Annotated in this window: 11 protein-coding genes; 6 read left to right on the top strand and 5 right to left on the bottom strand. The window is 49.1% G+C overall.

The features are described from left to right. Nucleotides 1–20: 20 nt before the first annotated feature. Nucleotides 21–356, top strand: a complete 336-nt coding sequence (locus tag SHK35_RS07180) for a PilZ domain-containing protein (RefSeq protein WP_318705138.1) — start codon at nucleotides 21–23, stop codon at nucleotides 354–356. Then, on the top strand, nucleotides 340–873 hold the full coding sequence (locus SHK35_RS07175; protein WP_318705137.1) for a VanZ family protein: 534 nt from the start codon (nucleotides 340–342) through the stop codon (nucleotides 871–873). The genes SHK35_RS07180 and SHK35_RS07175 overlap by 17 nt, the downstream gene beginning before the upstream one ends. Here the strand turns inward: SHK35_RS07175 and SHK35_RS07170 are convergent. Both SHK35_RS07170 and aroF read right to left on the bottom strand, forming a co-directional pair. Beyond that, nucleotides 865–1,965, bottom strand: a complete 1,101-nt coding sequence (locus tag SHK35_RS07170) for a prephenate dehydrogenase (protein WP_318709236.1) — start codon at nucleotides 1,963–1,965, stop codon at nucleotides 865–867. The two genes, SHK35_RS07175 and SHK35_RS07170, sit on opposite strands and share 9 nt — an antisense overlap. A 2-nt stretch (nucleotides 1,966–1,967) precedes the next feature. After that, nucleotides 1,968–3,005, bottom strand: coding sequence for a 3-deoxy-7-phosphoheptulonate synthase (gene aroF, locus SHK35_RS07165; protein ID WP_318709235.1), 1,038 nt, complete (start codon nucleotides 3,003–3,005; stop codon nucleotides 1,968–1,970). A 254-nt stretch (nucleotides 3,006–3,259) separates the two neighbouring features. Here aroF and SHK35_RS07160 point away from each other — a divergent pair, with 254 nt between their 5' ends. Together SHK35_RS07160 and leuS are read left to right on the top strand one after the other, a co-directional pair. Then, nucleotides 3,260–5,353, top strand: a complete 2,094-nt coding sequence (locus SHK35_RS07160; protein WP_318709234.1) for an elongation factor G — start codon at nucleotides 3,260–3,262, stop codon at nucleotides 5,351–5,353. A 152-nt stretch (nucleotides 5,354–5,505) separates the two neighbouring features. After that, complete coding sequence (gene leuS, locus SHK35_RS07155) at nucleotides 5,506–7,917, top strand: leucine--tRNA ligase (RefSeq protein WP_318705133.1); 2,412 nt, start codon at nucleotides 5,506–5,508, stop codon at nucleotides 7,915–7,917. Nucleotides 7,918–7,933: 16 nt separating this feature from the next. Here leuS and SHK35_RS07150 read toward each other — a convergent pair whose 3' ends face one another. From SHK35_RS07150 to SHK35_RS07140, 3 genes are all read right to left on the bottom strand, one after another. Further along, nucleotides 7,934–8,218 carry a hypothetical protein gene (locus SHK35_RS07150; protein WP_318705132.1) on the bottom strand — a complete coding sequence of 95 codons (285 nt, stop codon included), beginning with the start codon at nucleotides 8,216–8,218 and terminating at the stop codon, nucleotides 7,934–7,936. Nucleotides 8,219–8,235: 17 nt separating this feature from the next. Continuing rightward, a complete protein-coding gene (locus SHK35_RS07145) occupies nucleotides 8,236–8,673 on the bottom strand; it encodes a hypothetical protein (RefSeq protein ID WP_318705131.1) in 438 nt (145 codons plus the stop codon). A 115-nt stretch (nucleotides 8,674–8,788) separates the two neighbouring features. Next, nucleotides 8,789–9,046 (bottom strand): chorion class high-cysteine HCB protein 13, encoded by a 258-nt coding sequence (locus SHK35_RS07140; RefSeq protein ID WP_318705130.1) that lies wholly within the window; start codon nucleotides 9,044–9,046, stop codon nucleotides 8,789–8,791. A 179-nt stretch (nucleotides 9,047–9,225) separates the two neighbouring features. Between SHK35_RS07140 and srtB the strand changes: the two genes are divergently transcribed. Both srtB and SHK35_RS07130 read left to right on the top strand, forming a co-directional pair. Further along, nucleotides 9,226–10,392: a class B sortase gene (gene srtB / locus SHK35_RS07135; protein WP_318705129.1), complete on the top strand. Its 1,167-nt coding sequence runs from the start codon at nucleotides 9,226–9,228 to the stop codon at nucleotides 10,390–10,392. Between the two features lie 30 nt (nucleotides 10,393–10,422). Then, nucleotides 10,423–14,997, top strand: coding sequence for a leucine-rich repeat protein (locus SHK35_RS07130; RefSeq protein ID WP_318709233.1), 4,575 nt, complete (start codon nucleotides 10,423–10,425; stop codon nucleotides 14,995–14,997). Nucleotides 14,998–15,015: the final 18 nt, after the last annotated feature.

Raw genomic sequence — 15,015 nt, 5'->3', positions numbered from 1 at the left:
GAAAACGGAGGTGTACGGCTATGGAGGAGAGAAGAAGGCATAAGAGAACACAATTATCAGCAGAGCTTGTGCTGAGGCGGATTGACGGAGAAGAAGAGGAGCTTGTGGAGATTGCAGTCACAGATGTGTCAAGGAGCGGCGTGGGATTTTTCTGCAGCGAGCCCCTGGCCATTGGAACGGTGTACGAATGCTATCTGACTTTGTGGACGAAGGAGGTATTACATACCTTTTTAAGAATCGTCAGGATTGAGATGGAGGAAAACGACTTTTCCTACGGCGCTGTTTTTGTGGGTATGTCAGAGACGGATGCGGCGAGGATTGAAGCGTATCAGACGATCAATGAAAGGGAAGAGTAAATGGACCGTCACCATAGCGGCGTCTTTGCTGCTTTTTTGGCTGTATATTTTGATTTTTGGATTTTCAGGACAGGACGGTGAGGAATCCGGAAATTTAAGCCTCACCATTTCAGAAAAATGTGTGGAGGTAATCAATTCTCTTGCGGGAAATCCCTGGAGCGGACAGAGGATGGAGAGCATAGCTCTTTATTTTGAACATCCGCTGCGGAAGCTGGCTCATTTTACGGAATATGCCTGTATGGGCATTCTGGTGTATGTGCTGTGGAGCCCTTGGATAAAAAAAGGGAAGGGCCTGACTGCGCTGACGGTGGCGTGGGTATTTGTGTCGGCGGCTTTGGACGAAATTCATCAGTTTTTTGTGCCGGGAAGATACTGCAGCTTTTGGGATGTGCTCCTGGATACCTGGGGCGGCTTTTGCGGCGTGCTTTTGTGCCTGCTGCTTTTAAAGGTCAGGAGGTACCTCAGAAGGCTTTTCCCCAGGGAGAAAAAGCCTTCTGGGAAAAATCCCTCATTGTAACGGGTGGAGGGCATATCCCTTTGCACTCAGAATCTGGGAGGCTTTTTCAATGGAGTCCTCCTCATAAAATTCGATTTTCAGAACGCCTCCTTCATATTCCCTGTTGTGGACGATCCCGATATTTTTGATATTGATCTGGTTCAGGGCCAGAATGGTGGCCACAGCGGCCAGCGCCCCGGGTTCGTCGGCAATATCAAGATTGAGGGTATAGGACCGTTTGATCGGGCCGCTGGAAGCGTCCAGAAAGGAATCTCTGTAAATGCGGGCGCTGTCAAACAGCTGATACAAGGCTTCTCCATCCCTTTTTAGAAGCTGGTCTTTTACTGCGGCAAGGGAGTCAATGTAGGAGGAGAGCAGCAAGGCGATATTTTCTGTGTTGGTCAGGCAGACCTGCTGCCACATAACGGCGGAGGAGGAGGCAATCCTTGTAATATCTTTAAAGCCCCCGGCGGCAATCAGACGCATGATGCTGTCCGGAGAATCCTTTTCCCGGATGAGATTGACCAGGGAAGCGGCAATCACATGGGGCAGATGGCTTATGGCCGCCGTCACATAATCATGAAGGCCAAAATCCAAAATGAGAGGGATAGCCCCCAGCTTTTGCACCAATTCCCGGTAAGCATCCACTTTTTGACGGGGAACCGTGTCTGTGGGAGTCAGTATGTAATAAGCGTTCTCCAAAAGCAGCGCCCGGGAATTGACAAAGCCTGTCCGTTCACTGCCGGCCATGGGGTGTCCGCCTATAAACTGTGCGCTCAATCCGGCACGCTCCACCGCGCTGTGAATGCCGCTTTTTACGCTTCCTACATCCGTGAGCAGGCAGGAGGGGGAAATCACTTTTTTTACTTCCTCCAGATTGGCGTCGTTTTTTTGTACGGGAGCGCACAAAAACAGATAATCACACTGGGAAAAGCTGTGATCTATGGAGGAAGCGGCAATGTCCGCCGTATGTGTTTCCAGAGCAGCCTGAAGGGTTTCCGGACGGACATCGTAAGCGATGACTTTCACGTTCGGAATTTTTTCTTTTAAAGCCCTTGCAATGGAGCCGCCAATCAGTCCAAGACCGATAAAACCGCAAGTGAGAGATGTCATGGTTAAGCCTTTCCTTCAGATTTTATCTGAAAACTGCGGCCAGCGAGGCTGCAGAAGGGAGCAAGCTCGCGGGTCAGCTGGTCAAAATGGGCAAAGGTGAGTGACTGGGGCCCGTCGGATAAAGCGTGGGCGGGATCGTTGTGCACCTCGATCATCAGTCCGTCCGCTCCGCATGCCACGGCGGCCTTTGCCATAGAGGGCACATATTTGTAGGAGCCGGTGGAATGGGAGGGGTCCACGATAATGGGCAGATGCGTCTTTTCCTTCATGACAGGAACCGCGCTGATATCAAGGGTATTGCGGGTGGCTGTCTCAAAGGTGCGGATGCCTCTTTCGCAGAGCACCACGTTGGGGTTTCCTTCGGACATAATATACTCCGCAGCGTTGAGCCATTCATCGATAGTGGCGCACAGGCCCCGCTTTAACAGTACCGGGAGACCGGAACGTCCGGCTTCTCTGAGCAGAATGAAATTCTGCATATTCCGGGCGCCGATCTGAATCATGTCCACATATTTTACCGCCGCTTCGATGGCATCTAAGCTTACCACTTCACAGATGGTGGCAAGCCCGGTCTCCTCCCCCGCACGCTTCATATAGCGCAGGCCCTCTTCCTCAAGTCCCTGAAAGGAGTAGGGAGAGGTGCGGGGCTTGTATGCGCCTCCCCGCAGGATGGAAGCGCCGGCATCCTTTACGGCCCGGGCGATGCACATAAGCTGTTCTTCTGTCTCAACGGCACAGGGACCGGCCATGATGGTCATGGTGTCTGGACCGATGATGACGTTTCCTGCTTTCACCCGGGTGGGTTCCGGGTGGAATTTTTTGTTGGCCAGCTTATAGCTCTCCGTGACGGGGACGATGCGGTCCACATCCTTATAGACGGTCAGGTTTTCCGTGGAAAGCCTTGTCTTGTCGCCTACGACACCGATAATGGTGACCTCCCTGCCCTGGGAGAGATGGGCGGTAAGACCGTTGGATTCAATATAGCTTATGACAGCCTTTACGCTTTCTTCGGCAGCACCGGGTTTCATTATAACAATCATTTGATCCTCATTTCTGCGCCGGATTTCCTGGAAGGGAGAACTGGATGCCGACGCCCATTCAGCGTTCTCTGATCTCTACAGTACTATAGCACTTCAACGTGCGAAAGTCAACCAAAACGTAAATAATGTGCAAAAATACCAACAATGACTTGTAATATGGGAATTAATTTAGTAAAATAACCGTATGGGGATTGGACTATCCAATTTTAGTTTTAGCAGGATACCCAAAATACATCGAAATTGGAGGAAAACACATGAATGTTTACACAACTGAAAAAATACGTAACGTTGTCTTGTTAGGACACGGCGGCAGCGGAAAAACCAGTCTGGCAGAGGCGATGGCTTATCTTTCCGGCATTACCTCAAGAATGGGCAAGGTTGCCGACGGCAATACCGTAAGTGATTACAGCAAAGAAGAACAGAAGAGAAAGTTTTCCATCAGCACGTCCGTAATTCCCATTGAGTGGGAGGGCTATAAGATCAATGTGATAGACGCTCCCGGATACTTTGACTTCGTGGGGGAAATGGAGGAGGCGGTAAGCGCCGCAGGAGCCGCAATCATTGTGGTAAACGGCAAGTCGGGAATTGAAGTTGGAACGGAAAAGGCCTGGGAGCTTTGTGAAAAATATAAGCTGCCCCGGTTTGTATACGTGTCCAATATGGATGTGGACAATGCTTCCTTCCGTCAGGTAGTGGAGGATATGACAAGCCTTTACGGCAAAAAAATAGCGCCCTTTCATCTTCCCATTCGTGAAAATGAAAAATTTGTGGGCTATATCAATGTGATTACCGAGGCGGGCAACCGCTGGCAGGGAAAAGAGGTAATTCCCTGTGAGGTGCCGGAGTATAACAAAGCAAACCTGCAGATCTGCCGGGACACCCTGATGGAAGCAGTGGCGGAGACCAGCGAAGAATTTATGGAGCGGTATTTTGGCGGGGAAACCTTTTCTGAGGCGGAGATCAGGGCTGCGCTGCGCACCAATGTCTGCGATGGAAGCATTGTGCCCATGACAATGGGGTCCAACACGCTCTGCCAGGGCGTATATACCCTGCTGGACGATATCATTAAATATATGCCGAGTCCCGAGAACAGGGAAGTGGCCGGCATCAATATGAAGACCAATGAGATTTTTCATGCGGATTACGATTTCTCCAAGGCGAAATCTGCTGTTATCTGGAAAACCATCGTAGATCCCTTTATGGGAAAATATTCCCTCATAAAGGTAAATTCCGGCGTATTCAAGACGGATGATCTGATCTATAATGTGGATAAGGATATTGAGGAGAAGATTGGCAAGCTGTATGTGCTCCAGGGGAATAAACCCATTGAGGTGAAGGAGCTGCATGCGGGAGACCTGGGAGCCCTGGCAAAGCTGACGGCGGCCAGGACGGGAAACAGTCTCTCTACAAAGGCAACACCCATTAAATTTGGCAAATTTGAAATTTCCACGCCATATACATATATGCGCTATCAGCCGAAAAATAAGGGTGATGTGGATAAGATTTCCCAGGCGCTCCAGAAGATGACCCATGAGGATCTGACGCTTAAGGCGGTGAATGATTCGGAAAACCGGCAGATGCTCTTATATGGAATGGGAGACCAGCACCTTGAGATCGTTGTCAGCAGGCTTCTAAACGAATATAAGGTGGAGGTGGAGCTGACAAAGCCCAAGATCGCCTACAGGGAGACCATAAAGAAGCAGTCGGATGTGGAGTACAAATATAAAAAACAGTCCGGCGGCCATGGCCAGTATGGTCATGTAAAGATGCGCTTTTCTCCTTCAGGTGATTTGACCACGCCCTTTGTCTTTGAACAGGAGGTAGTGGGCGGAGCGGTGCCCAAGAACTTTTTCCCGGCGGTGGAAAAGGGACTGCAGGAATCTGTGATCAAAGGCCCCATGGCGGCATACCCCGTTGTGGGTGTAAAGGCGGTGCTTTACGACGGTTCCTATCATCCGGTGGATTCCTCGGAAATGGCCTTTAAAATGGCTACCATTCAGGCATTCAAAAAGGGATTTATGGAGGCGCAGCCCGTGCTTTTAGAGCCTATCGCGTCCTTGAAGGTAACAGTGCCGGATTCCTATACCGGAGATATCATGGGAGATTTGAACAAGCGGAGGGGCCGTGTGCTGGGAATGAATCCTGTTGCAGGAGGAAAGCAGACCATTGAAGCGGATATTCCTATGAGCGGACTGTTCGGATATTGTACGGACCTTCGTTCCATGACCGGGGGCCGTGGAGAATACTCCTATGAGTTTTCCCGTTATGAGCAGGCTCCTTCCGATGTACAGGAGAGAGAGGTTGCGGCCAGAGCGGCTAAGGTGGCGGAAAACAGTGGAGAAGATTAACAGCTTCTTGACAGTAATGAAAAAACAGGATACAATGAACGGTAGTTTTAAATAGAAGAATTTTTTGTATTTTGTCATGGATCATAAAGTGTATAAGCTCTTTCGTCTCTTGACAGCGGAAGGGCTTATACTTATTTTCAGGAGGAACCAATATGGCAGTACCGTACAACCACAGAGAAGTGGAAACAAAATGGCAGAAAATCTGGGATGATGAAAAGGCCTTCAAAACTTCGGACGATTATTCCAAGCCGAAGTATTATGCGCTGGTGGAGTTTCCCTATCCCTCGGGACAGGGACTTCATGTAGGCCACCCGAGACCCTACACGGCCCTTGACATTGTGGCGCGAAAGAGAAGGATGCAGGGGTATAACGTGCTGTATCCCATGGGCTGGGACGCTTTTGGCCTGCCTACGGAAAACTATGCCATAAAAAATCATATTCACCCAAAGATTGTCACCAAAAATAATGTGGAGCGTTTTAAAGGCCAGCTGCATTCTCTTGGATATTCCTTTGACTGGGACAGAGAAATCAATACCACGGATCCGGCTTATTATAAGTGGACCCAGTGGATTTTTCTGAAGCTGTTTAAAGCCGGGCTTGCCTATAAGACGGAAATGCCCATTAACTGGTGTACTTCCTGCAAGGTGGGACTTGCAAATGAGGAAGTGGTAAACGGCGTGTGCGAGCGCTGCGGCTCTGAGGTTGTCAGGAAGGTAAAGAGCCAGTGGATGTTAAAGATCACAGAGTATGCGGAAAAGCTTATTGAAGGTCTGGACACTGTGGACTATATCGAGAGAGTAAAGGTTTCCCAGAAAAACTGGATCGGCAAATCCCAGGGGGCGGAGGTTGACTTTGCGCTCACGGGCAGAGAAGATAAGCTGCGCGTTTACACCACAAGGCCGGATACGCTTTTCGGGGCCACTTATATGGTGCTCTCTCCGGAGCATCCTTTGATCGACAAGTACCGGGATGAGATCGAAAACTGGGAGGAGGTGGCCGCTTACAGGGAAATGGCGGCCAGAAAGTCGGATTTTGAGCGGACGGAGCTTTCCAAGGAAAAGACCGGTGTGCAGATCAAGGGACTAAGCGCCACCAATCCTGTGAATCAAAAAGAGATTCCTGTGTGGATATCCGATTATGTGCTGATGACCTACGGTACCGGCGCGATTATGGCTGTGCCCGCTCATGACGAGAGAGACTGGGAATTTGCAAAAAAATTTGATCTGCCTATCGTAGAAGTGGTAAGCGGCAGCTCTGTCAGCGTACAGGAGGCGGTTTATTCAGATGTGGCTTCGGGGATTCTGGTAAACTCCGGCTTTTTGGATGGACTTTCCGTGGCGGAGGCCAAGGAAAAAATGATTTCCTTCCTGGAGGAAAAGAAAATCGGCAGGAGAAAGACCAATTACAAGCTGCGCGACTGGGTATTTTCCAGACAGCGTTACTGGGGGGAGCCTATTCCCATTGTGTACTGTGAGAAATGCGGCTATGTGCCTCTGGATGAAAGCGAGCTTCCTTTAGAGCTTCCCGAGGTGGAAAGCTATATGCCCACCGACAACGGGGAATCTCCTTTGGCGGCTATGGCGGACTGGGTCAATACCACCTGTCCCTGCTGTAAGGGACAGGCAAAACGGGAAACGGATACTATGCCCCAGTGGGCAGGCTCTTCCTGGTATTATCTGCGCTATACGGACCCTCACAATAATCAGGCCCTTGCCAGCAAAGAAGCGCTTGATTACTGGCTTCCTGTTGACTGGTATAACGGAGGAATGGAACATACCACACTGCATTTGCTTTATTCCAGATTCTGGCATAGATTTCTTTATGATCAAAAGGTGGTTCCCTGTCCGGAGCCTTACCAGAAGCGGACCAGCCACGGCATGATCCTTGGTTCAAACGGGGAGAAGATGTCCAAGTCCAGAGGTAATGTGGTAAACCCGGATGATATTGTGAGGGACTATGGAGCGGATACGCTGCGCACCTATGAAATGTTTATCGGGGCCTTTGATTTAAGCGCCATCTGGTCAGAGGACGGCGTAAAGGGCTGCCGCAGATTTCTGGAAAGAGTGTGGAAGCTGCAGGAACTTTTGACAGAAGGTGACGGCTATAGTCCTGAGCTTGAGACAAAAATGCACCAGACCATCAAAAAGGTGAGCAGTGATTTTGAAAGCTTAAAATACAATACCGCTATTGCGGCTATGATGTCGTTGATCAATGACATGTATAAGAGGAATGCGGTGACAAGAGGAGAGTATAAAACGCTTTTGACGCTGCTAAATCCGGTGGCGCCCCACATCACGGAGGAGCTTTGGCAGACGGCGGGATATGAGGGAAGAATCTATCAAACTGTCTGGCCGTCATATGACGAGTCTAAAACGGTGGAGAGCACCATAGAGGTGGGGGTACAGGTGAACGGCAAAATGCGTACAACCATTACAATCCCCAGAGAGGAAGCAAAGGAAGCTGTGATCGAAAAGGCGAAAGAGGCTTTGGGCGACAGGCTTACAGGCACTGTGGTGAAGGAAATTTATGTTCCGGGAAGAATTGTGAATATTGTAGTAAAATAGCAGCAAGGGAGGGCACTTAAGCCCCTCCCTTGCTTTTTTCCAATATTTTGTTGATCTGCTTCAGCTCTTCTGGGGAGCTGTGTTTTTTGATGGCTGCAATAGCCGCAGTCATTTCCTGCTGTGTGAAAGTCAGCTTTTCCTGCTTTGCCTTTTTCATCATGGGCAGGAGCATTGCCATCATTTCCTTTTGGCTTTTTCCGTGTCCCTCTGCGAACATTCTGCCCAGAAAATCCAGCTTGCCTGGAGGGATGTCCTTTACAAGTTCGTCCTGCATCCAGGCGGGCTTTGCCTTTTCATCCATTTATTTTCCTCCTCGGATCATTTATTTTGAAACATTCCCGACAATCCGGAAAGAATGTCGGCGGCATCTCCCTGAAAGGGATTTTCCCCCTCTGGGAAGAGCTCTTTCATCATCTGCATCATTTCCATCATTTCCTGCGCATTGGAAAGATTTTGAAGCATATTTTTCATGCTCTGCAGCTGTTCCTTTTCTCTTGGGGCGCAGTAGGGAAGCATTTCGTCGCAGAGCCTGGCAGCGTCAAAGCTCTCCTCTTTTGGAAGCCCCCTTATGGATGCGCCGGGATATCTTCGAAAAAAGGAAAGGGTATACTGCAGTTCCATCCATTTTATATAAACCGCAATGCTTTTTTGCGCGGCGGGATCCAGATAGGTCAGCAGAACCTTAAGCATTTGGATATGATTTGTGGTAAACAGCGTGTCAAATGCAACGACCTTATCCTGTCCCCTTTCGTCCATAGCTGCCTCCTTAATGGTATTTTTATATCCTATGAGGCCTCATTGAAAAATAGGCCCCCGAAGGAGCCTATTTTTGGAAAAATGGCAGCCGCATAAGCTTTGTGCCGCAGCAGAATCAGCAGCCACAGCCGCAGCTGTTGCCGCAGCCGTTGTTGTTGCCGCAGAAGCAGGACAGAAGCAGAATCCAGATCAGCCATTCGCAGCAGTCATTGTTTCCGCTTCCAAGGATGCCGTTGCCGCAGCCATTGCCACAGCCGTTGCCGCCGCAGCAGAACAACAGAAGAATAATCCAGATACAGTTTCCGAAACCGTTATTTCCGCAGCCGCAGGAATTGCTTGCGCAGCCACAGTTTGTAGCAGTCAAATCACTCATTTTTTTCCTCCAGGTTTTATTTATGGTTTATTCTATGCGCTACGGCATGTCAATGTTTCTGCGGTTTTTGGGTGTTTTGGAAAATGTGCGCAGATTAGGGTATTGCATTAATTTCAACATATAGTAAAATATAAATGGGGAGAAGAAAGACAGGGAGTAAGAACATATAGGGACAGATTATGACACAAAAAACATATATTGTGGAAGGCAGACAGTTCCGCACGGAGACAGATTACCGGCGGGCTGTCCACGACAGAGAGCTGATAGAGCGTCTGCGCGCAGAAGCGGCCGGATATGACAAAAAAAAGCTGGAACAGCTTTATTCTGATATAAAGAATGGGAAATATAATTTTTTTACGCTTTTGGGACAGGATTTTGCGGATGAGGTGGAGGAGCTTCTCCGGAAGAAGACTGCCAAAGGAGGCGGACAAAGAAAAAATGCCGGCTCTGAAAAAGGAAAGGGGAGAGGAAAGGAGAGCAGGAAAAGAGCAGGAACGAAAAAGAGCACGAAAAAGAATGACCAGAAGCTGGAGGCGTTTGTCCGAGAAGAGCTGAAGAAGCGAGAAAAGCGCAGAAGACTTATGATTGTGGGCTGTCTTGCAGTGGCAGCGGGCTGTATTGGTTATTTCTGCCTGTATTCTTATTATGATTACAGAACAAGAGCCGCCTACAGCGAGCTGAGCGCACTGAAGGAGAAGCCGGCGCCTGCGTCCGCTGATGAATCTCCTGTAATTCATTATACGCTGGACGGGGAAACACAAGCCCGGGAAGTGCTGGACGAATATAAAAATTTATTAAATAAAAATAAAAAGCTAATCGGATGGATAAAAATTGACGATACAAATATAGATTACCCTGTAATGCAGACCTCGGACAATGAATATTATCTGGATCACAACCTCAACCAGGAATATGATAAAAACGGTTCTATTTTTATGGACAAGGACTGCGACGTGCTGAAGCCAAGCACGAATCTGATTATATACGGACATCATATGAAAAATGGGCAGATGTTTGGGGATCTTGACCTGTACAGCAGCGAGGAATACTTTAAAGAACATCGGTACATTCAGTTTGATACCATTTATGAAAAAGGAGTCTGGGAGGTCATGTATGTTTTCAGATCCAGGGTATACAGCGAAGAAGAAATTGTATTTAAGTATTATCAGTTTATAGACGCGCTGAGCGAACAGGAATTTAATTCCAATATGCAGGAGATGGCCGCGATGTCGCTGTACGATACCGGCGTCACTGCTCAATATGGCGACAGGCTGTTAACTCTTTCCACCTGCGATTATCAGGAGACAGATGGAAGGTTTGTGGTCGTAGCCAAAAAAAGTCAGTGAGGAAGGTTAGCAAAGGAGTAGACAAAAGTGATGAAGGTGAAAAAGAAGACCAGGAGATTAAAAAAGGCGGTCAGGAAGACACTGGGGACGTTATTTCTGATTTCGGCGCTGATAGTAGCCGCCATACCGGTGGAAAATCTGCAGGCGTATGACGAGAACGGCGATCCGGTTCTGCCGGCGATTGTAACAGATGACGGCAGCAATATTCCTACGGTTAGATCAGGCGATAAGATATATACCACAGGGGATGGGCGGTTCCAGTTTGCTTATGTGAATGTTCCGGGCGGCTCCATTGAGAAGGTTGCCGTAATCGTAGGCTATTCGCAGGTGGGAAGCCTGCAGGGAAATACGCTTACCATACCCGACACAGTGGACGTGTATGATAAATTCACGGATACCAACGGTACCTACAGAGGCTATGCCGCAGTAAACGGCGACGGAGAGTTTCTGTATTATAACAAGCCGGATATTCAATATGGACCGGATGGATTGGAAGTGAGCCGGACGGACCACTTCTATGTGTGCTATTACGATACCTACAATGACTGGGGCAGCATTGCGTCCTCCAGTCTTTACATTAAGACCAATCCTGGAGGACTTGATACGGATTCTTCCGCCTTCAGTCAGACGATCGATCCCAGCCAGTGGAGGCTGTCCCAGATCACGGTGGCCTATATCGGCAATCAGAGGGTTGTGCAGTCGGCTGTAAGCGGCAATAACCAGGACTGGACTGTGGAGGATGTTACAAGCACCGCCAAGAACGGCGTTTTTTCCGGAAACGGAAGTATTATTCATCTGGTCGTGGGGGAAAACCTTCAGGGAATCGGGAATTATGCGTTCTATAACTGTACGGCAATGCAGTCCATCACATTGGGGAACGGCCTGACTACCATCGGCAATGGGGCCTTTGAAAACTGCGTCAACATAAAGAATATTAATCTGCAGCCAAACTCCAATATTCAGACCATTGGAGACCATGCGTTTTATAATTGCACCGGTCTGACCTCCTTTAATATGCCCATTAATGTGCTGCGGGTAGGAGATTACGCCTTTGCAGGCTGTACAGCTCTTGAAACCATAGACCTGGACGGCTATGAGGGAGAGCTTCAGAATGTGGTGCTTCAGCAGATTGGGAGAGGCGTGTTCAGGAGATGCAGCTCGCTGACAGGCGTGGCCTTTCATGAAAACTGGACTGCTGACCTGCCGGCGTCGATTTTTGAGGGCTGCACCAGCCTGGAATACATTACCTTCCCCAGCAGCAGCGCTAATTTGACCTTTTCTCCGGATGGCGGAGGAACAGACAGCCACAATCTGACCTTTACCATGGAGGATTTTAAGAATACCGTTCCGGAATCCTTTTATTTTGAGAGCATAGCGGAAGGAGATACCCATAATCTTTGCCGTACCAATGGTTTCGCTTTTAAATATTATGGACAGGATATTTACGAGATTATTCTCACCGATGGAGCGGGTGGAGAGGCCTTGTTCCAGGTAAATTCCTCCAACCAGCTGATCCAATGTGTGATCGACGGCATGAAGGATATTCCCATTCCGGGTACGATCGGGCCTTACCAGATTACAGAGATTTATTCTTCCAGCTTCCAGAATAATGCGGATTTGGAGTCAATTACCATCCCTTCGTCCATTACGGTAATCGGGGCGGACGCTTTTAAGGGCTGTTATAATCTGAAAGACGTTATTTTTGAGGAGCCCATTAATATCACCACAATTGGCAGCAATGCCTTTCAGACCCAGGACGTTCTGCCAGGATTGGAAGGAGCCCTGAGCCAGACGCCGAGACTGACCTTTACGGGAACTATTTCGCCGGACAGTGTGCCTTTTCAATATGCCATGGATCCCGGTTCTAACATTAATAAGGGAACCCAGCCGGTAACCTACATAGAATATTACAGCGGCTGGCCCACTAATCTGGTGGTACAGTATAATCCTTCAACCGACAGTAATGAATTGATAGATTATCCCACCATGAGTGATTTAAATTCCTACACGGCGGATTCCTTCCCTTATGCCACAGCGGAGCTGGCTCAGACTGCGAAAAACGCTGTGAACAAATACATCCGGGACAATGGCGGCACTGGTTATACTTTGGATCCAGGCATAGAAAGCGAGGCCATTACCCAGGATGAGCAGGCGATTTTGAATGCGGTGCTGAACCTGTCAATTCCAAACGGCGTGGAGTCTGTGAAGGACGAATTGTTCAAAGACAAGGAGGAAGAGGACTTTACGTGGGCCAAGGAGCAGCATTGGCAGAGCCTGGACTGGAATAATATGACAGCGGAACAGATGCCTTTGCAGAAATCCATTACCACGGAGGGACTGGCACAGATACCTGCCCAGATGTTTGAGGGATGCGTCAACTTAACCAGTGTCAGCATTCTCGGAGATACTGCAAGAATTGGAGATTACGCATTTGACGGCTGTACTTATTTAAGCTCAGTGCAGATTTCTCCCACGGTGAGCGAGATGGGGCTCAGGCCCTTTAGAGGCTGTTCCCAGCTGATTGATGTGGATTTTCAGGGAAGCCCTAACTTTACCTGTGAAAGGTCTATTATCTACGGGCTTACGGACGGAGCTAAAACCAGCATTGTGCAATGTCTGGAATCCAGAGGCAACGGCAGGGTAAACGGCAGCTATAACGGAAAGGTGGATGCCGTAGAGCTTGCAGGAGTCACCTCTGTGGCCGACGAAGCATTTATGGATGCTGCCAATGTGACCAGCATAGATTTCAATGACAGCAGGATTACAAGGGTTCCTCCTTACGCATTTGCGGAAACAAGCAGCCTGTATTCGGTAACGCTTCCCGCTACAGTGCAGAGCATTGCGGAGCATGCCTTTTTAAACAGCGGAGTGCAGGCGGTTTATATTCCCGGGTCGGTGAGCTACATCGACAATACGGCCTTCGGGGATGAGCGAGGAGAGAATATTTCATCCAACCTGACGCTCTACTGTCCGGATGACAGCGTAGCTGCTATTTTTGCCGATGAAAAAGGAATTGACCACCAGCCTTATAGCGGGCAGGAGGTATTTACCGTAATCTTCTGGATGACCAATTATGCCACCGGAAGGGGAGAGGTCATCCATCAGGAGGATGTGGTTGCAGGAGACGATGTGGCGCTGCCTACCACGGACGATTATCCGCAGCTGATTCAGGAGGGCTACCGCTTTATCGGATGGAGCGAGGATGGGCGTAATATTCAGGCGCCCACGGATATCTGGGCTCAGTATGAGGTGATAGATCCCAATGCGGAGAAGCTGACGGTTGAGTTTTATGATATCAATAATCAGCTGATTGAGAGTGTTTTGGTAGACGCAGGAAGCGATGCAACCTCTCTTGCCCCCAGCGCGGCGGAGATGGCAGTGTCAGGATACTCCTTTACCGGATGGCGTCCCGCCATAAACAATATTACGGAGAATACCAAAACCTATGCCCAGTACACTCCTTTGGGCGAGACAGAGTATGTTGTAAATTTCTATGATTGGAATGGAACGCTGCTTTACACCCAGACAGTGGCGGCAGGCGGCAGCGCGATTCCTCCCCAGAATCCGGTGCGGGAAGGCTATACCTTCACGGGCTGGATGCCGGGCATAACGAATATCCAGAAGGATACGGACGTATATGCCCAGTATGAAAGAAATGACGGCACCGGCGGGAGCGGAAACGGCAATAATAATGGAAACAATAACAATGGAAATGCAGTATACTATACCCTGACCGTGCGCAACGGCAGCGGGTCCGGAAGCTATGTGGCAGGCTCCCAGCCTATTATCATTGCCAACGATCCGGCATCCGGACAGGAATTCAGCAGCTGGACTGTGGAGCCTTCAGATGTGACCATAGCCAGCACGGCTGTAAGCGCTACTGTAATTACCATGCCTGAAAAAAATGTGACTGTAACGGCAAATTACAGAAAAGCAGGCTCGGGCACAGCTACTACGGGAAGCGGTAATTCGGCGGGCTCCAGCTCTTCTAACAGACCAAATAATACCACGGGGACCGTATCCAATGGAGGCACCACCGTTGTCATTGATAAAAACGGACTGTCCAACACAGGCGTAGTGTCCGCCACAGTAAACGGCTCCTCCGATGATTTTGTGATTAAGATTACGGAGAGTGCGCAGGCTACGGAAGCGGCCGTAAGAGCCCTGATGACGGAATACGGCGATTTGACAAACATAAAATATTTCCCTATGGATATCAGCCTTTATGATTCTACGGGTACGAAGAAGATTACAGACACTACAGGCTTGTCCATCACCATAACGCTGCCCTTGCCGGATTCCCTGATTACTTACGCAGGAAATAACATGATAGCAGGGGTGGTAAATGACAGATTAGATAAGCTGACGCCGAGATTTACCACAATATCCGGTGTGTCCTGTATCACATTTACGGCAGAGCATTTTTCACCCTATGTGATTTATGTGGATACGGAGGATCTGACTGCGGGAACCGTGGCGGACAATACGCCCCAGACCGGAGACGGCATTCATCCCAAGTGGTTTTTGTCCGTGGGTCTTGCATGTTTGTCCTTTGTATTGTTTATGAAGAGGGACAAAAAGGTGCTGAGAAAAGCAAGAGCTTAGCGTGAAGAGCGGTAAACG

The organism is Candidatus Acetatifactor stercoripullorum (genome assembly GCF_944382095.1).
In the GTDB taxonomy this organism is placed as follows: Bacteria; Bacillota; Clostridia; order Lachnospirales; family Lachnospiraceae; genus Acetatifactor; species Acetatifactor stercoripullorum.
Note: the sequence above shows the minus strand (reverse complement) of the source record. Positions and strands in the feature narration are given on the sequence as shown.